25 protein-coding genes are annotated in these 26702 nt (G+C 54.7%); 5 read left to right on the top strand and 20 right to left on the bottom strand.

Annotated elements, in window-relative coordinates:
- Positions 1–87 precede the first annotated feature (87 nt).
- Positions 88–1920 (top strand): RND family transporter, encoded by a 1833-nt coding sequence (locus H7F20_RS06585; protein WP_185785314.1) that lies wholly within the window; start codon positions 88–90, stop codon positions 1918–1920.
- A gap of 19 nt (positions 1921–1939) precedes the next feature.
- Here H7F20_RS06585 and H7F20_RS06580 read toward each other — a convergent pair whose 3' ends face one another.
- From H7F20_RS06580 to mraZ, 19 genes are all read right to left on the bottom strand, one after another.
- On the bottom strand, positions 1940–3049 hold the full coding sequence (locus H7F20_RS06580; RefSeq protein ID WP_185785313.1) for a DUF3419 family protein: 1110 nt from the start codon (positions 3047–3049) through the stop codon (positions 1940–1942).
- 12 nt (positions 3050–3061) lie between these two features.
- Positions 3062–4135, bottom strand: a complete 1074-nt coding sequence (locus tag H7F20_RS06575; protein WP_185785312.1) for a hypothetical protein — start codon at positions 4133–4135, stop codon at positions 3062–3064.
- Positions 4111–4848 (bottom strand): long-chain fatty aldehyde decarbonylase, encoded by a 738-nt coding sequence (locus H7F20_RS06570; RefSeq protein ID WP_185785311.1) that lies wholly within the window; start codon positions 4846–4848, stop codon positions 4111–4113. The genes H7F20_RS06575 and H7F20_RS06570 overlap by 25 nt, the downstream gene beginning before the upstream one ends.
- A 24-nt stretch (positions 4849–4872) precedes the next feature.
- Positions 4873–5922 carry a GNAT family N-acetyltransferase gene (locus H7F20_RS06565; RefSeq protein WP_185785310.1) on the bottom strand — a complete coding sequence of 350 codons (1050 nt, stop codon included), beginning with the start codon at positions 5920–5922 and terminating at the stop codon, positions 4873–4875.
- Positions 5923–6041: 119 nt separating this feature from the next.
- Complete coding sequence (locus H7F20_RS06560) at positions 6042–6419, bottom strand: hypothetical protein (RefSeq protein WP_185785309.1); 378 nt, start codon at positions 6417–6419, stop codon at positions 6042–6044.
- A gap of 244 nt (positions 6420–6663) precedes the next feature.
- On the bottom strand, positions 6664–7116 hold the full coding sequence (locus H7F20_RS06555) for a GatB/YqeY domain-containing protein (protein WP_185785308.1): 453 nt from the start codon (positions 7114–7116) through the stop codon (positions 6664–6666).
- A gap of 81 nt (positions 7117–7197) precedes the next feature.
- Complete coding sequence (ftsZ, locus tag H7F20_RS06550) at positions 7198–9165, bottom strand: cell division protein FtsZ (RefSeq protein ID WP_185785307.1); 1968 nt, start codon at positions 9163–9165, stop codon at positions 7198–7200.
- 45 nt (positions 9166–9210) lie between these two features.
- Positions 9211–10542, bottom strand: a complete 1332-nt coding sequence (gene ftsA, locus H7F20_RS06545) for a cell division protein FtsA (protein WP_185785306.1) — start codon at positions 10540–10542, stop codon at positions 9211–9213.
- A gap of 6 nt (positions 10543–10548) precedes the next feature.
- Entirely contained in the window at positions 10549–11241 is a 693-nt protein-coding gene (locus H7F20_RS06540; RefSeq protein WP_370588484.1) for a cell division protein FtsQ/DivIB, read from the bottom strand.
- Between the two features lie 16 nt (positions 11242–11257).
- Positions 11258–12610 (bottom strand): UDP-N-acetylmuramate--L-alanine ligase, encoded by a 1353-nt coding sequence (murC, locus tag H7F20_RS06535; RefSeq protein ID WP_185785304.1) that lies wholly within the window; start codon positions 12608–12610, stop codon positions 11258–11260.
- A gap of 1 nt (position 12611) precedes the next feature.
- Positions 12612–13703, bottom strand: a complete 1092-nt coding sequence (gene murG / locus H7F20_RS06530; RefSeq protein WP_185785303.1) for an undecaprenyldiphospho-muramoylpentapeptide beta-N-acetylglucosaminyltransferase — start codon at positions 13701–13703, stop codon at positions 12612–12614.
- The gene (locus H7F20_RS06525; protein WP_185785302.1) at positions 13690–14889 is read right to left on the bottom strand and encodes an FtsW/RodA/SpoVE family cell cycle protein; all 1200 of its coding nucleotides are present in this window, start codon (positions 14887–14889) and stop codon (positions 13690–13692) included. The genes murG and H7F20_RS06525 overlap by 14 nt, the downstream gene beginning before the upstream one ends.
- The gene (gene murD / locus H7F20_RS06520; protein WP_185785301.1) at positions 14890–16284 is read right to left on the bottom strand and encodes a UDP-N-acetylmuramoyl-L-alanine--D-glutamate ligase; all 1395 of its coding nucleotides are present in this window, start codon (positions 16282–16284) and stop codon (positions 14890–14892) included.
- Positions 16285–16286: 2 nt separating this feature from the next.
- Entirely contained in the window at positions 16287–17507 is a 1221-nt protein-coding gene (gene mraY / locus H7F20_RS06515; RefSeq protein ID WP_185785300.1) for a phospho-N-acetylmuramoyl-pentapeptide-transferase, read from the bottom strand.
- Positions 17508–17567: 60 nt separating this feature from the next.
- Entirely contained in the window at positions 17568–19037 is a 1470-nt protein-coding gene (locus H7F20_RS06510; RefSeq protein WP_185785299.1) for a UDP-N-acetylmuramoyl-L-alanyl-D-glutamate--2,6-diaminopimelate ligase, read from the bottom strand.
- The gene (locus H7F20_RS06505; protein WP_185785298.1) at positions 19034–21040 is read right to left on the bottom strand and encodes a penicillin-binding protein; all 2007 of its coding nucleotides are present in this window, start codon (positions 21038–21040) and stop codon (positions 19034–19036) included. Before H7F20_RS06505 ends, H7F20_RS06510 begins: the two co-directional genes overlap by 4 nt.
- 1 nt (position 21041) lies before the next feature.
- Entirely contained in the window at positions 21042–21362 is a 321-nt protein-coding gene (locus tag H7F20_RS06500) for an FtsL-like putative cell division protein (protein ID WP_185785297.1), read from the bottom strand.
- A 5-nt stretch (positions 21363–21367) separates the two neighbouring features.
- Positions 21368–22279: a 16S rRNA (cytosine(1402)-N(4))-methyltransferase RsmH gene (gene rsmH / locus H7F20_RS06495; protein WP_185785296.1), complete on the bottom strand. Its 912-nt coding sequence runs from the start codon at positions 22277–22279 to the stop codon at positions 21368–21370.
- Positions 22266–22730 carry a division/cell wall cluster transcriptional repressor MraZ gene (gene mraZ, locus H7F20_RS06490; protein WP_185785295.1) on the bottom strand — a complete coding sequence of 155 codons (465 nt, stop codon included), beginning with the start codon at positions 22728–22730 and terminating at the stop codon, positions 22266–22268. The genes rsmH and mraZ overlap by 14 nt, the downstream gene beginning before the upstream one ends.
- A 277-nt stretch (positions 22731–23007) precedes the next feature.
- On the opposite strand from mraZ, the gene H7F20_RS06485 reads away from it, so the two are divergent.
- Both H7F20_RS06485 and yihA read left to right on the top strand, forming a co-directional pair.
- Positions 23008–23772 carry an alpha/beta fold hydrolase gene (locus H7F20_RS06485; protein WP_185785294.1) on the top strand — a complete coding sequence of 255 codons (765 nt, stop codon included), beginning with the start codon at positions 23008–23010 and terminating at the stop codon, positions 23770–23772.
- A 47-nt stretch (positions 23773–23819) separates the two neighbouring features.
- Positions 23820–24446: a ribosome biogenesis GTP-binding protein YihA/YsxC gene (yihA, locus tag H7F20_RS06480; protein WP_185785293.1), complete on the top strand. Its 627-nt coding sequence runs from the start codon at positions 23820–23822 to the stop codon at positions 24444–24446.
- A gap of 27 nt (positions 24447–24473) precedes the next feature.
- On the opposite strand, the gene H7F20_RS06475 is transcribed toward yihA, so the two are convergent.
- A complete protein-coding gene (locus tag H7F20_RS06475) occupies positions 24474–24872 on the bottom strand; it encodes a GTPase (RefSeq protein WP_185785292.1) in 399 nt (132 codons plus the stop codon).
- A gap of 131 nt (positions 24873–25003) precedes the next feature.
- On the opposite strand from H7F20_RS06475, the gene H7F20_RS06470 reads away from it, so the two are divergent.
- Both H7F20_RS06470 and H7F20_RS06465 read left to right on the top strand, forming a co-directional pair.
- The gene (locus H7F20_RS06470) at positions 25004–25720 is read left to right on the top strand and encodes a pirin family protein (RefSeq protein ID WP_185785291.1); all 717 of its coding nucleotides are present in this window, start codon (positions 25004–25006) and stop codon (positions 25718–25720) included.
- Positions 25721–25813: 93 nt separating this feature from the next.
- Positions 25814–26599, top strand: a complete 786-nt coding sequence (locus tag H7F20_RS06465; protein WP_185785290.1) for a universal stress protein — start codon at positions 25814–25816, stop codon at positions 26597–26599.
- The last annotated feature ends 103 nt before the right edge of the window (positions 26600–26702 follow it).

Genomic DNA, 26702 nt, shown 5'->3' with positions numbered 1-26702 from the left:
GGTTGGAAAATCGCATTTTCAATGGCTCAGAAAAAACCACTCATAAGGATAACCGGAGCCCTTCTGTATATTCTATCCGCCATTTTTTTGATTCCGGAAATAGATCTGGACAATTCGCTGGAGCGGTGGTTGCCCGTGCAATCGCAGGAACTGAAACAATATCAGAATTTCATTGAAGATTTCGGATCCGACGCCTTGCTGATTCTCGTACTGGATACACGCGACAATCCGCAGGCTGAGAAAAGCATTGATACAGAACTGCTGTCTTTGGAAGAACTGGACTACGTTATGGGGGTCGGAAACTGGCCCGCAAGGTATGTGCAGCATAAGAAACCTGCCGGGGAAGGCTATACAACCTACCTGATCCGCTTCCGGCCAGAATCACATTCAAATCCGAACCGGCCGGAATTGCTTGATCGGATCGATGCCATTATGAATGACCGGGGCATGGATTATCACCTGGCTGGAACAGGGGTCATTGCCCGTGCCATAAACCAGCAGACCTCCCGCGATGCTACACGATTCCTGCTGACCGGGATTTTGGTCCTTCTGGTATTTGTGGTTATTGTGATAGGCGACCTGATAGCAATCCTGCAAACCCTCCTGGTAGCCCTTGCAGCTATTGCTTCCTTGGTATTCATTTCGGTTCTCGCCGGGATTCCGTTGAGTATAGCTCATACCGTAATCCCACTGCTGATCCTTTTTTACAGCACCTCGATTTCCATGCACGTGCTGTCCCATAAGGGTGATTTCCGGAAAATCCTGGTGCCTGCTATTTGGGTTTCGTCTACCACGGTTTTGGGGTTTTCGGCCTTTCTTTTTAGCGGAATTCCGCTTCTTACGGATTTTGCCGTTCTGGGCATTACAGGTATTGCAGGGGTCTTCGGCGCTTCAATATTGATGTTTTATCCGAATACATACCGATACCGCAAGAGATTGTTTTTCAAGAGAATAATACATTTTCCCAGACCTGATAGCCGCTGGCTGGTACCTGCCTCACTAGCACTATGCCTGGTTGCTTTCCCCGGGATATGGCAACTGAAATCGGAAATCTACAGCCTGGCCATTCTGGATCCTTCCAGTAAAGCTTTCTATGACCACGAAAAGGTCGAAGAACTTGTGGGCCCCTATTTCCCCCTGGAGTATGTAATTGACGACGAACGGACACCAAGGAACCTGATTAGCCGTTGGGTACACGACGTTTACGATATGCCGGAAGTAGGTGCTGTGGCTTCCTTCCACCGGTTCCCGCCCCTTCAAGATCTGCAGGCCATCGGTTATCGTTCAAAGGCTGATCCGGACAAGCACCGGATTACATTTTTTGTCCCGTTGATGTCGACTTCCGATGGAAAATTGCTGACCGAGCGGATCGACGAACTGGGGAAGCCATATTTTAAATCCCAGAGACCCCTACTGCAGGGCTTTATGACCCTCTATGCCAATATAGCGGATGCGTTGCTAGAGGCATTTCGACAAAGTCTGCTATTCGGCTTTATTGTTATTTCCATTATCATGGCAATTTATCTGGGGCGATGGAAACTCCTGCTGCCTGCGATGGTGGTTAATATACTCCCGATTCTGGTAATGCTGGGACTCATGGGCTGGTTGAATATCCGCCTGGACATGGTCACTATCCCGATTGGATGCCTCCTTCTGAGCATCGTAGTGGATGACACTTTCCACTTCATGCATTGGTATAAAGTCACCAGGGACGAGGAATTGGCATTGCAGAAAGCGGGTCCCGGAATTGTGATTACCTCTTTTGTCATTTGTTCCGGTTTTGTGATTTTGTTATTGTCCGGTTCCCCGCCTGTCCGGTATTTTGGTTTGCTCAGTATTTCGGCCATCGCGATGGCGCTTTTGGGAGATATCCTGCTGCTTCCTCATTTCCTGAGGCTCGTGCACAAAAAAAATGAGTAATTGCAGGGCGTCTGAAACCCTATCCTTTGACCACCGAATAGGCCGCAACCTTCCCATAGACGAATGAGCGGTCGCTGCTCAGCAACTCACGGCTTAACTGCTCATTTTTGACTATGGTATTATTTAAGTAGTGTGGTACCTCTCGCGGGATAATCAGGTTTCGAAAAATAACACGGGCCCGGTGACTGGCTATCCTGCCAACCGCTTCAAAAAGCCTGTTGGTCTCATCTTCGCTCATCAATTCGCAAATATTAGATAGGGCAAAGCAATCAATCTGCTCCATGCCCTGATTATCAAGCCAGGATTGAGCGTCCGTGGTCAGAATATTTAAACGATCCAGGCGAGATCGGATAATTTCAAAGTATTCCTGTTTCAAATAATCCGGTACCTGATGGGGGTCGGCATAGCTTCCCGTAACATAAAGAGAAAGAAAATAATTTCCTTCTATCGGCAAATTGCGGAAGGCATTCCGAGCCCTGCGATAAAAACTCTCCGCAAATGAGGCACTTCCGTCGTCAAAGTGGAAATAGTCCGCCGATAGCCCTTTCCTTGCCAGTACGTGCTTATTGAAAAGCAATTTGTAAATCGCCCGGTATTGCCACGTGTCCCAGACCTCGTCATAGAATTTGTGCTGCTCCCCCTCACTCTTTTTCTCCATCAGACGGTTGATACGGTCTTTTCCCTGCAGGACCTTCAAAACGCGCCCGGCGAATTTCACGAACCGGTCATACCTGCCTTGCATAATAAATCCGTTTTCGATAATTGCGGTCCGGGATGCCCAGAAGGAAGTTGCGCCGGGTCCGAGTTGCTCCACCACCTTCGCAAAGAGGGTCATCCGGTCAAAGCCAGATGTCAAACCTGAAAAGCACTGAAACTCATCAAATGTAAGAACTCGCATTGCCGCGATTTTTAATTCAAGTAAATAGGATTGTGCCGGGTTAATGTCCAGGCAGAATATTTTCCCGGGATCAAAAAGTAGAAAACCCAGGATGTTGCATCCTCCTGAAGTAATTGCAACCACAGTATCCCCCTTTCGGATTTCAAGGGCCCTGTGATCACAGAGCGGATCCTCCCAGCTCTGGGTGAAAACGAGTTTGGACAGTTGAACCTGTTCTTTATTCTTATTCATGATTGATTTTTCTTACTGATCCGGCCACAATCCGTTGCCGTTGTAAAACGGCGCCAGCGTAATCCCGTGTTTCAGGCTTAATGCGTAGATTTCCTCTATCTTCTCCTCCGATATATTTCCCTTGCCGATCGTATAGTTCTCCAACCGGTTTTCCAGGGCCAGGAGGATTACCTCAATGATACAGCCATGCCCCAGATGCTCTGCTGGGTATCTGTAAAAGCCAGTGGTGTAATCCGGATCGAACAAGTATCCGTGATGGAGTTGTCCCATACCACCATGAAATAACTTCACGGAGGGATGATCTTTTAATTTCTCTTCAAGGTTTTTCGGATAACCGGCATCGCAGATTATTACATCGCCTTTGAGATGGCTGACCCCAATGTCACTTGAGCTGGCTACGCTGATAATAATGTCAGCAGAACCAGAGAGCTCGTCAATCCGGGTTGACCATTTTACCTCGTGTCCTTCATTTTCAATTCTCCTGCCGAAACGCTCGAGTCTGGCGCGGTTCCGGGCACACAGGAGCACACCCTTTGTTTTTCCCTTGAGGTAGTTCGTACAAGCCATTCCGATATCACCCGTGGCACCGATGATCAGAACACGGCAATCCCGAAGTCGCTTGCCTTCTTGCCGGACGGCCTTTTCAATACCTTTGATCACGTAGGCTGCGGTAAGTGTGTTTCCCGTGGTGACTGCCATGCCGTATTCCCGAAAATCATCAATGTTTCCCTCCAGCAACAAGGATGTAAAACCCCCGAGGATTACCATGGGGATCCCCAGCCGGTAGGTTGCGGCTACCGCATCACGGACCTTTTGAATATTCTCCCGAAGGTGATCCGCTGTTAGCTTATCTGGTGCAATAAAAGTTTCTATATAGAGTCCGCTCCGCGTCATCCCCAGCGGGGATGTCACATGCATCCTGAAAATTGCCCTGGGAGGTATATAATCATAGACCTCCCTGATTTTTGAGACAGGTAAAGCCTCCAGGGCATCCGTCCGCATGATATTGATCAGACTCCGGATGTTGGCCCAGTTATCCTGATGGCCGATAACCGCAAAGTCTAGGCCGGTAGTTTGGCGATCCATACAATTGATTTTTCCCCGGGAATTCCAATACGATCCAGCGTACTGGCGTATAGCTTGAGGGCATTGCCCCGCAATGTAGCGGCTTCAAGACCTACATGATGTAGCGATTCCTTCATGCAATCCCCATGACATACCCCGCAGTGTCCGCCCAGGTCGGTAGTCGCCGAAAACTCGGACAGGATGTTCATACAATTGAAATGGATCTCCTCAAATTTATCTACAAAGCCCACAGGATCTTTACTCAATTCGTGCTTCAACAAATCTATTGAATGCTCCAAATGTTCCCGTTCCTCATCGGCGATAGCAAGGAATAAGCGCTCGGATTCTCCTCCAAGTGCCTTGCCGGCATCGGTGTACATGGAAACGGCAAACGATTCCAGCATCACTTCCTGTATGATGACACACGCAATAAAATCATTCTTATCCGCATAGTTCAGAAACTGCCGACGAACTCTTTTCCAATACGCACCTTCCATATTGATGTTCACGGGTAATCCCGCCTTGCGGGCATAGGCCATAAAACCCTCTGCATGCTTGCGTTCACTGTCGGCGTGTTCAACGGCTTCCATTTTTTCATGGGGGTCATCAATCGTTCCGGCCAGGGCGGCAAAATTGCTCATGCCCACGAGTTCCCCGGTTATGGCCTGGGAATAGATATCCGATACCACACTTTGTACTTCCGGTAAGCTGAAATCAATCTGAAAGGTTTCCATATTGGTTGTTTTTGGTGAATAGATTTAAACAGTACTGAAATCCTTGAAGGGTACTCCATGCCGGATACGTTCCAATTTGCGATGGCTTCGCAGCATACTTACCAGCATCCCGGTGGATTTGAAAACAATGTTGCCCCGACGTGGCAGGCATCCGATCAGCGGGTCCTTTTCGTGAAGTCCGTGTGACAGAAAAACACAGGATTTTGAGTAAGCCTCCCTCCTGGCAAAGGCAATAAGATTACGGACTGCATTCCGATCTGCCTTCGGCGAGGCGAGGTACTTGATATGAAGCATCCGAATGGGCTCTCCAACGCGAGGAAGCCGCGGTGTACCCGTGATGGGCCGCATTACATTAAGAACAGCCACGGTTGCCTTCAAATACCAGGGCATCCCCAAAACGACGTGTCGTTTGATGCTATTGATATCCTGAAGGCAAAGCATCGCCACAGGTTGGTCGTTGCGGAAAACGGCCAGGGTCTGAACTCCTTCCAGGTCGCCGGGCACAATCAATCGGGCCAATTCCCGATTGCCGTAATGGCCGTTGAGGAACTCGAGCACCATCTTGCCGGATTTAAGGACACGAATGTCAGGTCTTTTCTTTAAGCGCTTCCGCGCTGCAGGGAACTGATAGATCCGAAAAAGTCCGATACTTTCAAAATCGGGATATTTTTCACGATCCCTGAAAAAGACGAAGGGGCGTTTGTTTCCATGAGCAACATGCAGCAAGGCCAGGTCCGCTTTACGGGCAACCAAATAACGGACAACCTCCCAGGTCAGCTCAAGGCCGATCCCCAGATTTCGGTATGCTGGGTCAACTTTAAAATCCGTTATATAAAAAAGGGGGGTATTCCCCCCGCTGACAAAAACTTCTTCTTTGGAAACACAAATACTCCCAACCAGCTTTTCACCATCCAAGGCAACGAACACCCGGCTTTCCCCCCGAAGTTTCATTATCGCAAAAAAGTCAGGGTCGCGATCCGTACGCAGTGCTATCGTCCCGGACATCCCCGAAGAACGGGTAAGGCTCAGTAATTGCGAGTTATCCCCAGCGGTGGCGGTTCTGTAAGAAATCATATGCACCGGTGTGTATTTAACCCCGACGGGCAGGGGAAATTCCCGAGCAGGACCAAGTTCCTACAATATAATCAAAATTCGTTTTCTCCCTTATCGTTCCAAGGGAAGATGTACCCAGGCTATCCCCCTATGGAAAAGTTGGCTGCCCAGATACCCATGGCAATAAGACCGATTAAAACCCCGCCCGCGAGAATGGAGATCAATACCGTCCCGTGGGTCGATGCGGATTTATCCATAAGTAACACTTCGCTGATTTCCGACCGATCAATGAGGATCGTGTCCCCGCGACGGGTATGGCCCAGCAGCTGGCCCTGCTGTTCCTCCAGGTATTTGAGCCGAAGGGTGGGATCGGCATGCCGCCTTATTTTAACCGGTGTTTCCGCCATCACTGCTTCCTCAAGTTTAACCGGGGCCGGATAATAAACAATACAGGATTGCATCAGGAAAAGCATCGCCAAAATGAAGGAGGCATTCAGGATATTGCTACTTGCACGCATGGGGTCGGATTATCATGATTCAAGATAACCCGGGGGAACCGGTAGGGTGTCCGAATTCCTGCTTGGCCGATAAATCCGGACAAACTGATCGGGCACCTAACCGTTCAGCACGAATTTTTCGGATGCGTTCAATATTTTAAAAAGGAAATTCTTCCCAGATTGGTATTTCCATTAACGTACCGATGCCAGGTCCGTTTGTTAAACGGGTGAAAATCTACCTGCTGAAGGCTCCTGTAGAAGAATTCTAGGATGCGAGTTTCTTACGTACGATGGCCGCAATGGTCTTGCCATCTGCGGAACCGGCAAGCTGCTGGGTAACCGCGCCCATGACCTTCCCCATATCCTGCATACCGCCGGCATTGAGCTTTTCAATGGTTTCGGCCACGACCTGCTCGATCTCGGCTTCGCTGAGCTGTTCCGGTAGGAAACGTTCCAGGACAGCCACCTGGGCCAGTTCCGGGCCGGCCAGGTCTTCCCTTCCCTGTTCCTGGTAGATGGCAGCACTCTCCTTCCGTTGCTTGACCTGTTTCTGTACCAGCGCAATCTCGTCGGCCTCCGTCAGGGGCTTGCCCCCTCCCTTTTCCGTTTTGGCCATCAACAGGGCCGACTTGATGGCCCGGAGAGATTCCAGGGCCACGGAATCTTTGGCTTTCATGGCGGCTTTCATCTCCTCCATGACACGATCTTGTAAACTCATAGCTCAGGTTTTTACCAGTGCAAATATAAAAAGAAACCCCGGGGAAATCCCACGGGGTTGTACGCGGCAGATCAGCCAGGGCTAATCCACGTTATCGTGCAGGAAGGAATTGTTGGAACGCAACCTCATTTCCTCATTGCTGTCCTCGCTGAGCGTGGTCCTGGACACCTTGGAGTCGCCCCGCTTGGCATCCGTCAGGTCCACTCCCTGGCGTTTGTAGGCGGGCTCCTTTTCGATATCGTCGATCGTGGTCCGGTTGTGCTGGAACTTGTAGTTGAAATCCTTGAGCTTCCTGCGGCGCTCGTCGGCGCGTTCCCTCAGGATCTCACTGATCGGGCGGTCGGTCGGGTCCGCATCGTTGCCCGGCTTGTCGGAAGGGGATTCCTCCACGGTTTTCTTCTCGAAGACGAGTTCGTCTTCCACGATCTTGGGCTCGAACTTCTCAGCCTTTGACTTGGCCCCGGTAAGCCGTTGTTCCAGATCCATATAATCGTCCAGGCTGTATCGGGTCTCCCCCTCCTTTTTGTATTCGAGTATAGGGGTGATCTCGATATGCTCATGCACTTCCAGGTCCCGGACATCCTCGTCCAGGTCAAAGGTGATCACATGCTGCTTTTCATCTTCGTCCGGCGTTTTGTCCAGGGGCATGTCAAAGTGCAGGCTGATCTGCTCCTTTTCCGCTGCCTCCTCGGCCATGACCACCTCGGGGTCGATCACCTCAATGTCATTGATCAGGTCCTTGGAGTCGATGATGATAAAGTTGTCTTCCCCTACACCCTCGGCGATCACCTCTTCGTAGAATACGTTGAAGTTGCGGATGTACTGGGTGGTGGGGATCAATTCAGCATCCGCGGGCCTATCCGGTTCGGCCTGGGGTTCCCGCTTTGCTTCGATCGCATCTTCCGCCACTTGGGCCGCTTCCTGTATATCCTCTTCTGCAGGTTCTTCCTCCACTTCCAGGGTGTGTATCACGCGCCGGGGCGTCCTGGGTTCAGAGAGGTCCTGCTGGGCCCTTTGTTCATCCTCCAGGGTGTGGATGATTTTCTTGGATTCGGTATTGACGATATCGTTCTGCTGGTCGATGTTGAACCCGGTGGCAATTACCGTTACCGCAATGGCTTCCCCGAGACTCTCGTCTTCGCCGACCCCCATGATGATATTGGCCCCGTGACCGGCTTCGATCTGGATATGGTCGTTGATTTCCCCGATCTCGTCGATGGTGATCTCCTGGGATCCCGAAACGATGAGCAACAACACGTTTTTGGCTCCCGAAATCTTATTGTCGTTCAGCAAGGGGGAATCCAGTGCCTTCATGATGGCTTCCTGGGCGCGCGCCGACCCTGTGGCCGCAGCAGACCCCATGATAGCCGTCCCGCTGTTGGAGAGTACCGTTTTGGCATCGCGCAGGTCGATGTTCTGGGTATAGTGGTGGGTAATGACTTCGGCGATGCCCCGGGCCGCTGTGGACAGCACCTCGTCCGCCTTGGAGAAGCCGGCCTTGAAACCCAGGTTGCCGTATACTTCCCGCAGCTTGTTGTTATTGATCACGATCAGGGAATCCACGTTGTTGCGGAGCCGCTCGATGCCCCGCTGCGCCTGCTCGCACCGCATTTTCCCTTCGAAGAGGAAGGGGATGGTTACGATGCCTACAGTGAGGATGTCCATTTCCTTGGCCTGCTTGGCGATGATGGGCGCGGCCCCCGTGCCGGTACCTCCACCCATCCCGGCCGTGATAAAGACCATCTTGGTGGTGTGCTGCAGCATTTGTTTGATCTCCTCCATGCTCTCCAGGGCTGCCTGTTCCCCCACTTCCGGGTTGGCTCCTGCGCCGAGCCCTTCCGTCAGCGAAACGCCCAACTGGATCTTGTTGGGCACGGAGCTGTTTTGCAGCGCCTGAGCATCTGTATTGCATATTACAAAATCGACCCCGTTGATCCCGGCCTGGAACATGTGGTTGATCGCATTGCTTCCGCCACCGCCCACGCCGATTACCTTAATCACGTTGCTTTGATTCTTAGGCAGATCGAAGGTGATGTTGTCCATTTCCATATTGTTGCTCTTTTTAGTGTTGTTCAGTGGGTGATTTGATTCGTTTTATTCTGCGTTGTCCAGGAATTCCTTGAGACGGTCCGCCCATTTGTCGAATACGGTCTTGCGCGGTTTGTCGACCGTCCGTGACTTGCCGGAGTTCGACACGCCCTCGAGTACCATTTCCTCCCGGGAAGGCTCGGATTCCTCCTGTCCGTCCCGGCGCAGATGCCGGTGCTTGTTCTCCACGGCGTTCATCAGCAGGCCCACCGCAGTCGCATAGGTGGGGCTGGCGATCTCAGCGTCCGAATCCCCGGCCAGGTGTTCGTTCGGGTAGCCGATACGCGTGTCCATGCCGGTGATGTATTCCACCAGCTGCTTCAGGTGCTTGAGCTGACTACCGCCTCCGGTAAGGACGATGCCGGCAATCAGTTTGCGTTTCTGGTCCTCATGGCCATAGTTCTTGATTTCCAGGTAGACCTGTTCGATGATCTCCACCACGCGGGCATGGATGATCTTGGAAAGGTTCTTCAGGGTAATTTCCTTGGGTTCGCGCCCCCTGAGGCCGGGGATGGAAACGATCTCGTTGTCCTTGTTCTCGCCCGGCCAGGCAGAACCGAATTTGATTTTCAGCAATTCCGCCTGTTTTTCGATGATGGAGCAGCCTTCCTTGATATCCTCGGTAATGACATTCCCGCCGAAGGGGATCACGGCCGTATGCCGGATGATGCCGTCCTTGAAAATGGCCAGGTCCGTGGTACCGCCCCCGATATCGATCAGGGCAACCCCGGCTTCCTTTTCCTCCTGGCTCAGTACGGCATTGGCCGATGCCAGCGGTTCCAGGGTAATGTTTTCCAGGTCGAGGCCCGCGCTCTTGATGCACCGTCCGATGTTCTTGATAGAGGAAATCTGCCCGACCACCACGTGGAAATTGGCTTCCAGGCGCCCGCCGTACATGCCGATGGGCTGCTTGATTTCCGCCTGCCCGTCTACTTTGTATTCCTGGGGCAGCACGTGGATGATCTCCTCCCCGGGCAGCATGACCAGCTTGTAGACCTGGTTGACGAGCTTTTCCAGGTCGCCTTCCCCGATCACCTCCTCCGAATTGGCCCGGGTGATGTAGTCGCTGTGCTGGAGGGAACGTATGTGCTGGCCTGCAATGCCCACGGTCACCGCACCGATCTTCAGGCCGGAATCCGACTGGGCTTCCTCGATCGCCTGCTGGATGGACTGGATGGTCTGGGTAATATTGTTGACCACCCCCCGGTGGACCCCCAGGCTTTTGGAGCGGCCGATCCCCAGCACCTCGATCTTGCCGTACTCGTTTTCCTTGCCGATGATGGCGACGATTTTCGTGGTTCCAATGTCCAGTCCTACTGAATATTTCGCTTCTTCCATGAGCTGTCAGATTTTAGTGCACACCACCTGGTTGTCGAATTCCAGGCTTACCACCTGGTAGTGCGCCAGTGTTTTATCTTGTGAGGCCTTTGCATAAAAGGCCTTGAAATTGTCGAATTTCTCTTCCAGGTCCGTTATATCCCCGAGGCGGACCACAAAATTGTCCAGGCGGAATTTCAGCCGGTAATCAGACTCATCCTCAATGTGGATCCCGATGACGTTCCTGCTGAGGAACGGGTCCTCGTTGATGAACTTCAGGATTTCATACGCGTCCTCGAGGCTTTTGCCTGTAATTTTGCCCGTAATGATGGGGACACGCGCGGAATGGTTGGGTGAAAGGGGCATTTTCCTGCCTTCGTCGTCCAGATAAAACTGGGTGTCACCCGCCACGCGTCCGATTGGATGCCTTTGGATTATTTTCGTGTTAAGCTGACCGTCTACAGTAAGATAAACCTGGGCATTTTTCACCATTTCATGGGTCCTAAGGACCGATTCCACAGTATCCAAAACTATCGCATCTTTGGCGGTATTCCGGAGGCTGCCAAATTTTTGTATTAACAATTTATTAACCATACTCTCCGTCAGATAGAGGTTGTCCGAACCTTCAAAACGGACGGTGACCCCGGTGATGTTCCGCCGGCTGTTGCGTACTTCGGAAAATGCATAAAGACCTGTGATACAGATCAATAATGCGATCAATTTGATGGATTTCCATTTAACTTGCATGACTCAGTGCATCTTTGATTGGGTTAACTTCCAGGCCAATGTCCCCCGCTCCGATGGTCAGCAGGATCTGGGGGTTTTCCCGGGTGATTTCCGGGATGAGCCGGGACTTTTCGATCAGTCTTTTTCTTGGGTTCCGGATCTGGCCCAGCAACCAGGCCGAATCGATCCCCTCGATGGGTTCTTCCCGTGCCGGATAGATGTCGAGCAGCCAGATGGCGTCGAATCGGGAAAGGCTCCGGGCAAACTCCGCCCCGAAATCCCGGGTGCGGCTGAAGAGGTGCGGCTGGAACACAGCCAGGATCTCCCTGCCGGGGTGCATTTCCCGGATCGCGTCGCAAACCGCGTCGATCTCGGTCGGGTGGTGGGCATAGTCATCGATAAAGATGAGTTGCTCGGTATTGAGCTTATATGAGAAGCGCCTTTCGACGCCCTTAAAGGTGGCCAGAGCTTTAACCAGGCGGTCCGGCTGCGGTGCAACCTGGACCGCCATCGTAAAGGCAGCTAATCCATTCAACAGGTTGTGGCGTCCGGGCTTGGCAAAGCGGACCGAACGGTAGGTGTGCTCCGGGGTATGGATATCGAACCGGTAGGCCCCCTCCTCGGTCCGCAGGTTGCGGATCGTGTACTGGGCATCGTCATCGATCCCGTAGGTCAGGCCTTGCAGAGGTAAGCCGTTCCGGACCACCAGGGTGCCCCCGGGGCGGACTTTCCGGGCGAATTCCGCGAAGGTCGCCTTCAGGGTGGCATCGTCCCCGTAGATGTCCAGATGGTCCGCATCCATGGAGGTGACACAGGCCACCTCGGGTTCCAGCCATAAGAAGGAACGGTCGTATTCATCGGCCTCCACCACGGAAAATTCGGTACCTTCCATCAGGAAGTTGCTGCCAAAATCCTCGGAGACGCCCCCCAGGAAGGCCATGACTTCCAATCCGGCTTCCTTGAGCAGGTGCGCCAGGATACAGGAAGTGGTTGTCTTTCCGTGCGTCCCGGCCACGGCCAGGCAACGGGTTTCCCGGCTGATCATCCCCAGCAGCTGGGAACGTTTGACCACCTGGAAGCCCTCCTGCCGGAAAAAGGCCAGTTCCGCATGGGACGCAGGCACAGCCGGCGTATAAACCACCAGGGTGCCCGCTGCCTCCTTGAACGCCCCCGGGACCTCGGCCACCGAATCCGCGTAATGCACGTAGGCACCTTCCGATTCCAGGGCGCGGGTCAGGGGGGTGGGTACCTTGTCGTATCCGGCGACTTCCTTGCCGCTGCGCACAAAATACCGGGCCAGGGCAGACATCCCAATGCCGCCGATACCGATAAAATAGACCCTATGTACGCCTGCGAGTTCCATATCAGGGGTTGAGTATTTTTTCAATTTCGTCCGCGATCTGCCGGGTCGCCTCGGGGCGTCCCTGCCTGCGCAGGTTGCTCCCCAGGCGGGACATCCGTCCCGGATCGGACAACAGTCCCTCAATGCAGGGTTGGAAGCCTGTTTCAAGTTCCGATTCCGTCAGCATGACGGCCGCATCATGCGCCACCATGGCCCGCGCATTTTTGGTCTGGTGGTCCTCGGCCACATTGGGGGACGGGATAAAGACCACGGGTTTGCCGATCAGGCAGAGTTCGGAGACCGAACCGGCACCGGCCCGGCTGATGATGATGTCGGCCGCGGCATAAGCCGTTTCCATATCCGGGATAAAGGCCCTGACCCGGATGCCGTCCGAATCGAAAGCCCTGTAGGTTTCATAGTATCCCTTCCCGCACTGCCAGATGATCTGCAGCCCCTGCCCGAGGAGGAAATCCCGTTCTGCAGCAATCAGTTCGTTGATCCGGCGGGCCCCCTGGCTGCCCCCGAGGACCAGCAGGGTCCTGCCCCCGGGCTCCAGGCCGAATTGCTCCCGGCTCCGGGCCGGGTCCGGCAAATCGCCCGCCAGGCTTCCCCTTACCGGGTTCCCGGTAAACACGATGGATTCCTGAGGGAAGAAGCGCTCCATCCCCTCGTAGGCCACGAATATTTTACGCGCCTTCCGGGCCAGCAGCTTGTTGGTGATCCCCGCATAGGAATTCTGTTCCTGCAGGACACAGGGGATGCCCCTGCCCGCTGCCACCCGCAGGGTGGGGCCGCTGGCAAACCCGCCGGTGCCGATCACCAGGTCGGGCTTGAATTCACGGATTATTTTTCGTGCCTGCATCATACTTTTTATCAGTTTCAGCGGGAAAAGGAGGTTCTTCCAGCTGAGCTTCCGCGCCAGGCCGCTGATCCAGAGTCCCCGGATCTCGTATCCCGCCTGCGGTACTTTTTCCATTTCCATCCGGTCCTTTGCGCCCACAAACAGAAACCGGGCATCCGGGTGTCGCGACTTCAGTTCGTTGGCGATCGCAATCGCCGGGTATATATGTCCTCCGGTACCTCCCCCGGAGAGTAAAAACCTATAACTGTCCACTGAGCACTTCCAGAGGATGCTCCTCCTTGTTTTGTTCCCATTCTCTTTCCTGCGCCTGTTGCTTCCGGCTCGCACTCAGGACCACCCCGATCGCCAGGCAGGTCATCCAGATGGAGGTCCCCCCGGAGCTGATCAGCGGCAACGTCTGTCCGGTTACCGGGAACAACTCCACGGCCACCGCCATGTTGATCAGTGCCTGGAACACGATGGGCAGGCCCACCCCGATCACCAGCAACTTCCCGAATACCGTCTGGTTGGCATTGGCAACCACCACGATCCGGAAGAGCAGCAACAAATAGAAAAACATCAGGCTCAGCCCGCCGAGCAGGCCGTATTCCTCGATGATGATCGCATAGATAAAATCGGAGGAGCTCTGCGGCAGGAAATTCTTCATGACGCTTTTACCGGCCCCGTTGCCGATCAGGCCTCCGCTGGCGATGGCGATTTTCGCTTTTTCGATCTGGTAGTCCCCTTCGCTGTCCGTACCGTCCCAGAAACTCTCCACCCGGCTGATCCAGGTATCCACGCGGTTCGGGAAGACCCCGGGCATCGCTTTGGCAAGGAGCACGAACAGTACCAGGCTAAGGATTCCGGCCCCTACGATGCTCATCAGGTATTTCAACGGGTATCCCCCGAGGAAACAGAGCATCAGCACCATGCAGAAAAGGATGGCCGCCGTCGAAAAGTTGGCGGGCAGGATCAGGATAAGCACCAGGAATACAGGCAGCCACAAGGGCAAAATGCTTTCAGAAAACCGGATTTGCCGGTCCTTGATCTTGGTCAGGTAACGGGCGGTGTAGATCATGAGCACCACGGCGGCCAGGTTGGAGGTCTGGAAGGTGATCCCCACCAGGGGCACCTGTATCCAGCGGCTGGCGTTGGCGCCCTCGATGGTGGTCCCCTGTGCGAGCGTATACCCGAGCAACAGCAGGACCACTGGCAGTCCGATGATGGAGAGGCCCTTGAAAAAATGGGTCGGGATCTTGTGGACCCCGTAGATGATCCCGAAACCGAGTACCAGCAGCAAGCCGTGCTTTAGCAGGTGGCCCACCGTGGTCCCGTTGCCCACTACATAGACCAGGTTGCTGCTGGCGCTGTAGACGGGCAGGAAGGAAAAGAGCGCCAGCAGGGCCACTACGCCCCATATCGCCTTATCCCCTTCCAGATTTTTCAGGATCGTTTTCATTTACAGTGCTTTTACCGCTTCCTTGAACTGGTTGCCCCGGTCCTCGTAGTTTTTGAAAAGGTCAAAACTCGCACAGGCGGGCGACAGCAATACGGTGTCGCCCCGCTCTGCGATCTTGTAGGCCACCTTTACCGCCTCGGACATCGCATAGGTTTCCACCAGCAGGTCCACGGCATTGCCAAAGGCGTCCACGATCCGGCTGTTATCGGTCCCAAGGCAGATGATGGCCTTCACCTTTTCCCTCACCAGGGGCATCAGCGGTTTGTAATCATTGCCCTTGTCCACACCGCCCACGATCCAGACTGTCGGGGCGGACATGCTGTCCAGCGCGTAAAACGTCGCGTTCACATTGGTGGCCTTGGAATCGTTGATATATTGCACGTGGTGGATCTTCAGCACTTTCTCCAGCCGGTGCGGTGCCCCCTGGAAATTGGCAACGCTTTCGCGTATGCTCTCCTTACGGATACCCACAAGGCGGGCTACCGTGGCAGCGGCCATGGTGTTTTTGATATTGTGGCGCCCTTCAAGGGCAAGTGAATCCGTACTCATTTTCAATGGCGATTTTTCGTTGTTCAGTTGTATCCTCAATTCGTTTTGTTCCATCCATCCGGTTGCCGACGGGTCCTCCTCCAGCGTCAGTGGCAGCAGCTGTGCGGCAAACCGCCCCTGCACCATCTCCCCGGAAAGCACCGGGTCGTCCCGGTCAAAAAGCAGGAAGTCCTCAGGCCCCTGGTTTTCCGTAATCCGCAGCTTCGAGCGGATGTAATTCTCCATTTTGTATCCATACCGGTCCAGGTGGTCCGGGGTTATGTTGGTGATCACCGCGATGTGCGGCCCAAACCCCAGGATACCGTCCAGTTGGAAACTGCTGACCTCCAGCACATAGTAGGCGTGCGTTTCCCGGGCCACCATGCCCGCAAAACTATCGCCGATGTTTCCCGCCAGGCCCACGTCCAGCCCGCCTTCGCGGAGCAGGTGGTAGGTGAGCATTGCCGTGGTGGTCTTCCCGTTGCTGCCGGTAATCGCGATCAGCGTCGCCCCGCAATACCAGGAGGCAAATTCGATTTCCGAGATTACCGGGATCCCCTCTTCCACCAACTGCCGGACAATCGGCACCCCATCCGGGATGCCCGGGCTCTTCACGCAGAGGTCCGCACCGAGGATTCGGCCTTCGGAATGTCCGCCTTCTTCCCAATCGATTCCAGTCTGGATAAGAACGTCCTTGTACTTTTCGGCAATGGCCCCCTTGTCGGAGACAAATACCTCAAATCCTTTTTTTTGCCCCAGGACCGCGGCCCCCACCCCGCTTTCCCCGGAACCCAGCACCACCAGCAGTCCACCCTGCCTGAGTGCGTCAATGCGTCGGGCCGTGTCCGGCTTCCTGCCTGCTGCCATCCCTAGCGCACCTTCAGGGTTACGATGGTGACTATGGCCAGCAGGATCCCGATAATCCAGAACCGGGTCACGATCTTACTTTCGTGGTAGCCCTTTTTCTGGTAGTGGTGGTGGAGGGGTGCCATCAGAAAAATCCGTTTTCCCTCTCCCAGCCTCCGCCGGGTATATTTGAAATAGCTCACCTGCAGCATCACCGAGATGGACTCGGCGAAAAAGATGCCGCAGAGGAGCGGGATCAGCAATTCCTTGCGCACGATGATGGCAATTACCGCGATGACCCCCCCGATGGTCAGGCTCCCCGTGTCGCCCATAAATACCTGGGCCGGATAGGCGTTGTACCAGAGGAACCCCACCAGGGCTCCCACAAAGGCGGCGATAAATACCACGAGCTCCCCGGCCCGGGGTATGAAAAAGATGTCCAGGTAATCCGAAAAAATGGCGTTGCCGGATACCCAGGCAAAGATGCCCAGGGTCAGTACGATAATGGCGGAAGATCCGGCGGCCAGCCCGTCGATCCCATCGGTGAGGTTGGCGCCGTTGGAGACGGCAGTGACGATAAAGATGACGATGGGGATAAACAGCATCCAGCCGTATTTTTCGGCCCCTTCCCCGATCCAGCTGACCCATTGGGCGTAATCCAGCTGGTTGTCCTTGAAGAAGGGCACATTCGTCTTCAGGGATTTGACCTCCCTGCCCTCTACTTCCTCCACGTCAAAATTCCGGGTGATTACAGTGGTGTTCTTTTCCTTCATGGTCACTCCGGGGTGGAAATAGAGCGTGGCGCCCACAATGAGCCCCAGTACAACCTGTCCGGTGATCTTGAACCGGCCCTTCAGGCCTTTTTTGTTCTTTTTGAAGATCTTGATATAATCGTCGATAAAACCGATGACGCCCATCCATACCGTAGTGATGATCAACAGGATCACGTAGATGTTGTCCAGGCGCGCAAACAGCAACACGGGGACCAGGGTGGAGGCAATGATGATGATGCCCCCCATGGTGGGCGTACCGGATTTTTCCTGCTGCCCCTCGAGGCCCAGGTCCCGGACGGTCTCGCCGATCTGCTTGCGTTTTAGGAAGTTGATTACCCGCTTGCCGTAAGCGGTGGCCAGTATGAGTGAAAGCAATACCGCCATGGCAGCGCGGAAGGTCAGAAACCCAAAGAGCGACGCACCGGGAAACTGGTACGTGCTTTCCAGATATTCAAACAGGTAATACAACATGCGCTGCGCGTTTTTTTATGATTCCCGGCACCTGGGGTGCCCTTCTCTTCATCCTTTGGTTCAAACCTCCGAAGCCAGGTGCTCCAGCACCTCGCTGACCAGTTTATAATCGTCAAAGTCCCTGCGGACCCCGGCGATTTCCTGGTAGGTTTCATGCCCCTTCCCTGCGATCAGGATGATATCCCCGCCGGCTGCCATTTTACAGGCAGTGCGGATAGCTTGTTCCCGGTCTTCGATGGAGAGGACTTTCCTGGTATTCTGCGGTTCCACCCCGGCTTCCATTTCGGCAATGATCGCACGCGGAGGTTCCGACCTCGGGTTGTCCGAGGTAAAGATTGTGGTCTGGCTCATATCGGATGCGATATGACCCATAACCGGACGCTTAGACTTGTCGCGATCACCACCACACCCCACTACGGTGATGACGCGTTCATTTCCAGTCCTCAATGCATTGATTGTTACCAACACATTTTTCAAGGCGTCCGGAGTATGGGCATAATCAACAATAGCCGTTATGCGCTGCTTCGACACAAAATATTGGAAGCGGCCGTCAACTGTTTGCAGGCCGCTGATAAGTTTTAAGATCTCGAGCTGTTCGAGCCCGAGCAGGCTGGCGGTCGCATAGATCGCCAGGATATTGTATGCGTTGAACTGCCCGATGAGCTTGGTCCAAACCTCGTTTTCCTGGATTTTGAGCAATTGCCCGTCCAGTTGTTGCTCCAGGATCTGCGCCCGGTAGTCCGCATAGGACCGCAAAGCGTAGGTGTACTTCCGGGCACGGGTATTCTGTATCATGAACAGCCCGTTCTTGTCGTCTCCGTTGGTCAGGGCAAAGGCACTTTTTGACAGGCCGTCGAACAGCCGCTTTTTGGTATTCCGGTAGTCGGCAAAATCCTTGTGGTAATCCAGGTGGTCGTGGGAGAGGTTCGTAAAAACCGCCCCTTCGAACTGGAGCCCTTCCGTGCGCCTCTGGGCAATGCCATGGGAGCTGGCTTCCATAAAGCAGAATTCGACCCCTGCTTCGTTCATACGGGCGAGGTATTTGTTGATGGTCAGGGAGTCCGGGGTGGTCAGGCGCGTATCAAAGGCCTGGTCGTCGACCATGATCCGGATGGTGGAAATGAGCCCCACCTTGTACCCTGCCTTTTTGAACAGCTGGTAGAGGAGCGTGCTGACCGTGGTTTTGCCATTGGTGCCGGTAACCCCAACCAGGCGGAGGTTGGCCGACGGGTTCCCGTAAAAATTGGAAGCCATGACCGCCAGCGCCTGCTGGGTGTCGGCCACTTCCACATAGGTCACCCCGTCTTCGAGGCTTTCGGGGAGTGCTTCGCAGATCACAGCCCGGGCCCCGCTTTTTACAGCAGCCCGGATAAAGCGGTGGCCATCGGCAGCCGTGCCGCGGATGGCGACAAATACGTCCCCTTTCCCTATTTCCCTGGAATCGAAATGGATGGTCCCGACTTCCAGGGTGGTAGTCCCGCTGACTGCATGCAGGGAAACGCCAAAAAGAAGGTCCTTGAGCTGTTTCATGAGAGTTCCAGGACGATTCGTTTGACTTCTTTGATTTTGGTGCCTTTTGAAACCGATTGCCGCCGGACTTTCCCGTTGCCGCGCACCTCGACTTTCAGCCCGAGGTTTTCGAGGATGGATACCGCATCCATGCCGCTCATCCCGCGCAGGTCGGGAAGGAGTTCAGGGGTCTGCCGCGCCGCTTCGTAATAAGCCTCATAGGCCGCCTCCAGGTCCGGCCGGTCGATTTCGATACCAGCCATCAGTTCTTCCACCGGTTTGTTCGCGATGATCTTCTGGGCCACCGAACGGAACACGGGCCCGGAGACGTCGGCGCCGTAATAGCCCACGCTTTTGTCCGGCTCATGGATGACCACAATGCACGAATACTGCGGGTCATCCGCCGGGAAATATCCTGCAAAGGTCGAGATATATGCCAGTTTTTCGGGGTCCTTCTGGGCGTAGTTCTTTTGTGCCGTACCGGTCTTGCCGGCCAGGGAGAGGTAAGGCGAATACAGGCTGCGGCCCGTTCCGTGATCCCCGGAGACCACATTTTTGAGCAGTCGCTGTACCTTCCGGACCGTCTCTTTTGAACAGACGGCCGGGTTGAGCACTTCTTTTCCAAACCGCTCCACGGTACGGTCCCATTCCCGGACCTCCTTGATCAGGCGGGGGCGCAACAGCTCCCCGTCGTTCGCAATGGCGTTGTAAAAGGCAAGTGTCTGCAGGGGGGTCAGGGATACCTCATACCCGTGGGACATCCAGGCCAGGGAAATACCGGACCAGCCTTTATCCCCCGGGTTGCGCAGGACGGGTTTCCCTTCTCCCTTGATGGGCATGCCCAGTTCCTGGTCCAGCCCCATTTCCATAAGGCGGTTGACAAACCGCTGGGGATTGTCCTTGTAGCCGTTGTGGATCATCTTCGCAAAAGCCGTATTCGAGGATACTTCAAAGGCCTTGCCCACAGAGATTTCACCGTACCCGCCGTGCTTGGAATCCCGGACAATGCGATCGTAGATGCGCCAGTACCCCTTTTCGGTATCCACCACCGTACTGGTATCCACAACCCCGTCCTCCAGGGCGGCTACCAGGGACATCAGCTTGAAGGTGGACCCCGGTTCGTGGGATTCCCCGATGGCGTAGTTCAGGCGTTCGTAATAGGTCCCCTCGGAGGTCCGGCCCAGGTTGCTGATCGCTTTGATCTCCCCTGTCCGGGTCTCCATTACGATGACCGACCCGTGCTCGGCCTTGTAGTGCTCGAGTTGCCGGAGCAGGGCATGGTGGGCGATATCCTGTATATTGATATCAATGGTGGAAATCACGTCGTACCCGTCCTGCGGCTCGATGATGTTGTCCAGGCCAATGGGTTTCCACTGTCCTTTGGCTATTTTTTGTTTGAGGCGTTTGCCCTCCACCCCGCGGAGGTAGGAGCCGAACGCCCCTTCCAGGCCAACGCGGGTGGCATAGCCTTTGTCGTCATACCGCTCGTACCCCACGCTGCGCTCCGCGATTTTCCCGAGCGGGTGCTCCCGCACGGTCCGTTGTTCCACGATCATACCGCCTTTATAGGGGCCTTTGCGGAACAGGGGGAATTCCTTTACGGCCGTAAACTCGGAATAGTCCAGGTTGCGGGCGATCAGGGTGTAACGGTTTTTGTTGGCGCGGGCTTTGCGCAGCAGTTGCTCGTAATGCCCCGAGGGCTTGCCGAGCAAATCGGACAGTGACCTCGCCAGTGGCCCTACCCCTTCGGAAAAATCGGTTTCGGAAACCGTGACCGCATCAAAGCGGATGGTGTACTTGGAAACCGAGGTTGCAAGCAGGCTGCCGTCCTCCGAATACAGGTTGCCCCGGTTGGGGGCAATGGTAAACAGTTTCTCGGTACGCTGCAGGGCGAGTTCCCGGTACTTGTCACCATCCACCGTCTGTATGTTCACCAGCTTGAACACCACGGCACCCGCAAAGAGGAAAAGACCTCCTGCAACCATATAAAGACGGGTCAGTATGTGTTTGGGGGTGATGGCCACGTTATTTTTTCTCTGGGGTTACAATGATTTTGTGCGGGGGGGTATCGGCCGGGAGCAAGCCGGCCTCCTTGACGCTCTCCCTGATGGTCGATTCCAGTTTCAGGCGCTGTGCCTGGGAGCGGATCTCCACAAATTCGCTGCGGAGTTCCCTGACTTCTTCGTTGAGGGCCGCCAGTTGGTGCACCTTTTTGTCGGCGGCATGCGAACTGGCGATCATGATGGTGGCAAGGCCCGATACAAACACGATAAAGGCCCAGTTCTTGGGTGCGTCCCCGCTCACCAGGAAGGTGCCTCTGAGGATGGATACAATACGCTTTCTCATGTTTCCTATTTCACATTTATATCTGTTCGTTCTGCTATTCTGAGCTTGGCACTCCGGGCCCTTGGGTTGACTTCCAGTTCAGCGGCCTGTGGGACGACCAGCTTGCCCACCTTCCTGAAGGGCGCCAGCGGGTTCCCGTAAAAATCCTTCTCCACTTCCCCCTCGAACTTTCCCGTCCGGATAAACCGTTTCACCAGCCGGTCTTCCAGGGAATGGTAGCTGATCAGGCTAAGCCGGCCACCGGGTGGCAGCACCTCCGCGGTCTGTTGCAAAAATGCCTCCAGTGCCGCCAGCTCCTGGTTTACCTCCATCCGGATCGCCTGGTAGATCTGCGCCAATACCTTGTTCTCCTTGCCCCGTTGCAAAAACGGCCGCACCGCCAGGTTGAGGGCTGCCGTGGTCTGGATGGGTTTTTTTTCCCTTGCCTCGACCAATGCACCGGCCACCTTGCCGGCATTGCGCAGCTCCCCGTAGCGCTGCAGGATACCCCGCAGCCGGTCAAAGGGGTAGGTATTGACCACATCCCGGGCGGTGGTATCCGCCCTCCGGCTCATCCGCATGTCCAGGTCGCTGTCGAAACGGGTCGAAAAACCGCGTTCCGGCTGGTCGAACTGGTGGGAGGAAACCCCAAAATCGGCCAGGATGCCGTCAACTTTCAGAATGCCATAGAACTTCAAAAACTGTCTCATATACCGGAAGTTCTCACCGATCAGCACCAGCCGCTCGTCTTCCGGTTTGTTGGCCAGGGCGTCCTCGTCCTGGTCAAATGCGATCAACCTGCCTTCCGGCCCAAGCCTGCTGAGTATTTCCCGGCTATGGCCGCCCCCTCCGAAGGTGACGTCCACATAGGTGCCGTCTTTGCGGATCGCCAGCCCGTCGACCGACTCCCTGAGCAGGACGGGCTTATGATACTTCATCCCCGTCATCCCCCATCACCTCCTCGGCGAGGTCCGCGAAATCGGCAGCGGTCTCTTCGAGGACATGCTCGTAGCTGTCCTTATCCCAGATCTCGACAATGTTGATCGCCGAGCTCAGCACGACTTCCTTTTCAATCCCGGCAACCGCCATCAGGTTTTTGGGTATCAGCAACCTCCCGGTAGCATCGATCTCCACCAGCTTCACTCCGGCGGTAAAACGCCGGATAAAATCGTTGTTCTTCTTTCGGAAACGGTTCTTCTTGTGCATCTGCTGCATCAGCTGGTTCCACTCCGCCATCGGGTACAATTCCAGGCAGGGCTGGAAGACCGACCGCTTGATGACAAAGCCCTCGTTGAGGACCGGGACCATCTGGTTTTTCAGCGCCACGGGGATCATGATACGACCCTTGGTATCGGCCTTACAATCATATGTCCCGATGAAGCTGATCACAGTTTAAAAGTTGGCGGTTTGCTTATATAGAACTCAAATATATAGAAATTATTACCACATTTTACCACAAATTACCACTTTGTTCATAATTTTTGGGATGTGCCGGGGAGGATAGGCGGGTCTTACCCCATTCTACGGGATGTTGATCAGGTGGTAGAACCTCCCCGGCCATTTCACTCCGGGACCAGGCCGAAAAACCGGAAAAGCGGGATGGCGCATCGCCTTGCCATATGGCGGAAATGCCTATATTTGCCAACTGATAGCAGCAAGCCCCTGTATGAAAGATCAGATTATCAAGGACGGTAAATTCCGGTATATTGAAAAGGGCGAAGGCACCCCGATGATTATCCTGCACGGATTGATGGGCGGCCTCAGCAATTTCCAGGGTGTTTCCGACTATTTTCCCGAGAAGGGCTACCAGGTGCTGATCCCGGAACTCCCTATATACGATATGCCGCTGATCAAGACCAATGTCAAGAACTTCGCGCGTTTCCTGGAACAATTCATCGAATACAAGGGCCTCAGGGACGTGATCCTGCTGGGGAACTCCCTGGGTGGCCATATCGGCCTGCTGCATACCAAGATGTACCCCAAGATGGTGAAGGCTCTCGTCATCACCGGAAGTTCGGGCCTGTACGAAAGCGCCATGGGCGACGGCTACCCGAAGCGGGGGGATTACGAATTCATCAAGAAAAAGGCCGAGGATGTCTTCTACGACCCCAGGGTCGCCACCAAGGAGATCGTAGACGAAGTGTATGCCACCGTCAACGACCGGATGAAGCTGGTCAAAACGCTTTCCATAGCGAAAAGCGCAATCCGCCACAATATGTCCAAGGACCTGCCGGGGATGAAAACGCCCACCTGTATTATCTGGGGTGAAAACGATACGGTAACCCCCCCGAACGTGGCCAAGGAATTCCATGAGCTGCTGCCCGACTCCGACCTCTACTGGATTCCCGAATGCGGGCATGCCCCCATGATGGAACACCCGGAAGATTTCAACCGCATCCTCGCCGGCTGGCTTGAAAAACGCAATTTTTAGCAGGCGGGCTGCCTTAAGCCGGGACTATCCGGAGAATCCCCTTTTTTATGAAAATCCGATCCGCAGAATTCATCGTCAGCAATACGGACGTTTCCAAATGCCCGTCGGAACCGCTGCCGGAATACGCGTTTATCGGCCGCTCCAATGTGGGTAAATCTTCGCTGATCAATATGCTCACGGAGCGCAAGCACCTGGCAAAGATCTCGGGAAGGCCGGGTAAAACCCAGCTGATCAACCACTTCCGGATCAATGAAAACTGGTTCCTGGTGGACCTGCCGGGCTATGGCTATGCCCGGACCTCCAAGAAGGATAAGGCCGCCTTCCAGAAGCTGATCCACCGGTATTTCCGGGAAAGGCGCCAACTGATTTCTGCTTTCCTGCTGGTGGATATCCGGCACGAGCCGCAGCCGATTGACCTGGAATTCATGGAATGGCTGACCGGGCAACAGGTGCCCTTTGCTATCATATTCACCAAATCGGACAAACTGAAGCCCGGGGCGGTAGAACGGCGCACCGGGGAATACCTGCAGGCCATGCGCGCCGCAGGATGGGAGGACGTGCCCCCTTATTTTGTGACCTCCTCCCTGAAAGGCGAGGGCAAGGACGAAGTGCTTGGCTATATCGATGGGATCAACCGCTCGTTCCGGGAGGCAGCCTGGGGAACCCCCCAATAATAAGGTAACCAACCTGACTGCAACCACCTATCGCTCCAACCGCTCGCGTATGGTGCTCACCAGATCCTCCAACCTGTCCATCCCATTCATTTCCCTGGCAGGAATCAAAATCTCCGGCCTCCCCCCGCGTATCCGGAGCACAGCCGGGAGTTCCATGGGGTCCAGGTCCGATTCAGCCTGAAGCTGTCGGTATTCATCCCGATGCAGGAAATGCACCGGCCGGCCGACATCCCGCAGGAAGGCTTTCCAGGTTTCCTTTGGCCCTATGGGGCCATGGGTGAGTTTGCACAGGTTACAGCCATAGGTTTCCGGACGCATGTATTTGTGCAGGGTATCCCAGAATGCCTGCCGCCACCCGGTATCCGCGTTGTAGACGAATATCAGGGCGCCTTCATCATCCAGTAATGCCGTTAATGCCTTATCCATATATAGTATTCGTACCGGTTAGCCGCCACTACTTACAACCAAGCCGCTTTAACCTTTTCTTAGGCAACCCGGGTGGGACTGTTTGGTATCTTAGCCCGACAAACAGCCCGACCGCAGTACACCTAAAAGTTATGAAAAAGATCGTACACCCTTCCGATTCCCGTGGCCGCGCGGACCACGGATGGCTCCAAAGCTACCACAGCTTCAGTTTCGCCTCTTTTTATGACCCGCAGAAGATCCAGTTCGGGGCGCTGCGTGTGCTCAATGACGACCGGGTGGCCCCTGGGAAAGGCTTTGGCACGCACCCGCACCGCGACATGGAAATCATCTCCATTCCCCTGGAGGGCGACCTGGAACATAAGGACAGCATGGGCAATACCGCCGTAATCCGCGAAGGTGATGTACAGGTGATGAGCGCCGGAACCGGGGTCCGGCACAGCGAATACAACAAAAACCCGGACCGCGAAGTGGCCTTCCTGCAAATCTGGATCCTTCCCGATACGGCCGGGGTGGAACCGCGCTATGACCAGATACACCTGGAACCCGAAGACCTTGCAAACCGATGGTTTACGGTACTCGGCCCAAGAGGGAAGCACGATGGCCTCTGGATCCACCAGGATGCCTGGTTCCACATGGGGCGGTTCGATGCCGGAAAACGTCCGGGCTATCAACTGAAAAGCCCCGGGCACGGGCTCTACCTGTTTGTTCTGGAAGGCTCTGTAGAGGTGGCGGATACCCGTCTGTCGGCCCGGGATGCGATGGGCATCTGGGATATACAGGAACTGGAACTGGACATTCTCGAAGACAGCAGGATCCTGCTGATGGAAGTACCCATGGAACAGCCATAGTGCGTTCGGGCTTATTCCCGTGAATTTGATATTTGTCATGATTTATTCGTATCCTAGCGGGTAGTTTTACACCCTAAACACCAAATACCCGCTATGGAACGCATCAATGACATTCTGGTCCCTTACGATTTTTCACCCCCCACCGAAGAAGCCCTGCGCTATGCCCTGGACTTTGTCGGGAACCGGGAAGGCAAAAAAGTCACCCTCTGCTTTATGCAGGAAAAGGAAGACCTGAAGGCATTGGAAACCCGGTTCGACACCATTAAATCCGGGGTGAGCAGGGCCTTTCGCTCCACCCTGGAATATATCCATTTCTCCCCCCCTTCCGTACCGGAATTCATCCGACGCGCCCAGGCCCTGAAAACCGACCTCATCCTGATGGGTACCTCCGGCTCGCAGGACCCGGAGGGTACCACCAAGACGGCAGATACCGTACTTGCCGCAGAAATACCCGTTCTGGTGGTCCCCCAGGGGGTGGACGAGGAATTCAAGCTCCGGAAAATTGCGTTGATCCTGGGGCAGAACGAAATTGACGACCCCAAGGACCTGGCGACCCTGCTGAACTTTGCCCGCATGTTCAATGCCCGGGTACACGTGCTTACCATCCAGAATACCCCCGGGGTATACGGATATTCCAGAGAAGATGAGAAAAACGAGGACCTGCTGGAATATTACCTGGAGGATTTCTATGCGCAGCACTCCTATATCGAAAGCGAAGATGTGGTACAGGGGATCTTTGATTACGCCGCGGAAAAGGAAATCGACCTGCTGGCCGTCCTCCCCAGGAACCACGTCAAAAAAGGAACCCCTTCCGAGGGCCGCCTGACGCGCATCCTCTCCATGCAGACCCGCATCCCGCTGCTGGCCATCGAGCACTGACCCCGGGCAATCCCGCTTCCGGTCGTCGGGCCAATTGATCCTTTGAGGGGGCAGCTGTTCGGCTGGATGGGAATTATGTGTATTTTGCACCTTTAATATCCCA

The sequence above is a fragment of the Robiginitalea sp. SC105 genome (genome assembly GCF_014243345.1).
GTDB lineage: Bacteria > Bacteroidota > Bacteroidia > Flavobacteriales > Flavobacteriaceae > Robiginitalea.
Note: the sequence above shows the minus strand (reverse complement) of the source record. Positions and strands in the feature narration are given on the sequence as shown.

Excerpts from the sequence above, each read along its gene's own strand:
- H7F20_RS06580 (WP_185785313.1), bottom strand. The coding sequence starts at position 3,049 with ATGAATAAGAATAAAGAACAGGTTCAACTGTCCAAACTCGTTTTCACC.
- H7F20_RS06575 (WP_185785312.1), bottom strand. The coding sequence starts at position 4,135 with ATGGATCGCCAAACTACCGGCCTAGACTTTGCGGTTATCGGCCATCAG.
- H7F20_RS06570 (WP_185785311.1), bottom strand. The coding sequence starts at position 4,848 with ATGGAAACCTTTCAGATTGATTTCAGCTTACCGGAAGTACAAAGTGTG.
- H7F20_RS06565 (WP_185785310.1), bottom strand. The coding sequence starts at position 5,922 with ATGATTTCTTACAGAACCGCCACCGCTGGGGATAACTCGCAATTACTG.
- H7F20_RS06560 (WP_185785309.1), bottom strand. The coding sequence starts at position 6,419 with ATGCGTGCAAGTAGCAATATCCTGAATGCCTCCTTCATTTTGGCGATG.
- H7F20_RS06555 (WP_185785308.1), bottom strand. The coding sequence starts at position 7,116 with ATGAGTTTACAAGATCGTGTCATGGAGGAGATGAAAGCCGCCATGAAA.
- ftsZ (WP_185785307.1), bottom strand. The coding sequence starts at position 9,165 with ATGGAAATGGACAACATCACCTTCGATCTGCCTAAGAATCAAAGCAAC.
- ftsA (WP_185785306.1), bottom strand. The coding sequence starts at position 10,542 with ATGGAAGAAGCGAAATATTCAGTAGGACTGGACATTGGAACCACGAAA.
- murC (WP_185785304.1), bottom strand. The coding sequence starts at position 12,610 with ATGGAACTCGCAGGCGTACATAGGGTCTATTTTATCGGTATCGGCGGC.
- H7F20_RS06525 (WP_185785302.1), bottom strand. The coding sequence starts at position 14,889 with ATGAAAACGATCCTGAAAAATCTGGAAGGGGATAAGGCGATATGGGGC.
- murD (WP_185785301.1), bottom strand. The coding sequence starts at position 16,284 with ATGGCAGCAGGCAGGAAGCCGGACACGGCCCGACGCATTGACGCACTC.
- mraY (WP_185785300.1), bottom strand. The coding sequence starts at position 17,507 with ATGTTGTATTACCTGTTTGAATATCTGGAAAGCACGTACCAGTTTCCC.
- H7F20_RS06510 (WP_185785299.1), bottom strand. The coding sequence starts at position 19,037 with ATGAAACAGCTCAAGGACCTTCTTTTTGGCGTTTCCCTGCATGCAGTC.
- H7F20_RS06500 (WP_185785297.1), bottom strand. The coding sequence starts at position 21,362 with ATGAGAAAGCGTATTGTATCCATCCTCAGAGGCACCTTCCTGGTGAGC.
- rsmH (WP_185785296.1), bottom strand. The coding sequence starts at position 22,279 with ATGAAGTATCATAAGCCCGTCCTGCTCAGGGAGTCGGTCGACGGGCTG.
- H7F20_RS06485 (WP_185785294.1), top strand. The coding sequence starts at position 23,008 with ATGAAAGATCAGATTATCAAGGACGGTAAATTCCGGTATATTGAAAAG.
- yihA (WP_185785293.1), top strand. The coding sequence starts at position 23,820 with ATGAAAATCCGATCCGCAGAATTCATCGTCAGCAATACGGACGTTTCC.
- H7F20_RS06475 (WP_185785292.1), bottom strand. The coding sequence starts at position 24,872 with ATGGATAAGGCATTAACGGCATTACTGGATGATGAAGGCGCCCTGATA.
- H7F20_RS06470 (WP_185785291.1), top strand. The coding sequence starts at position 25,004 with ATGAAAAAGATCGTACACCCTTCCGATTCCCGTGGCCGCGCGGACCAC.
- H7F20_RS06465 (WP_185785290.1), top strand. The coding sequence starts at position 25,814 with ATGGAACGCATCAATGACATTCTGGTCCCTTACGATTTTTCACCCCCC.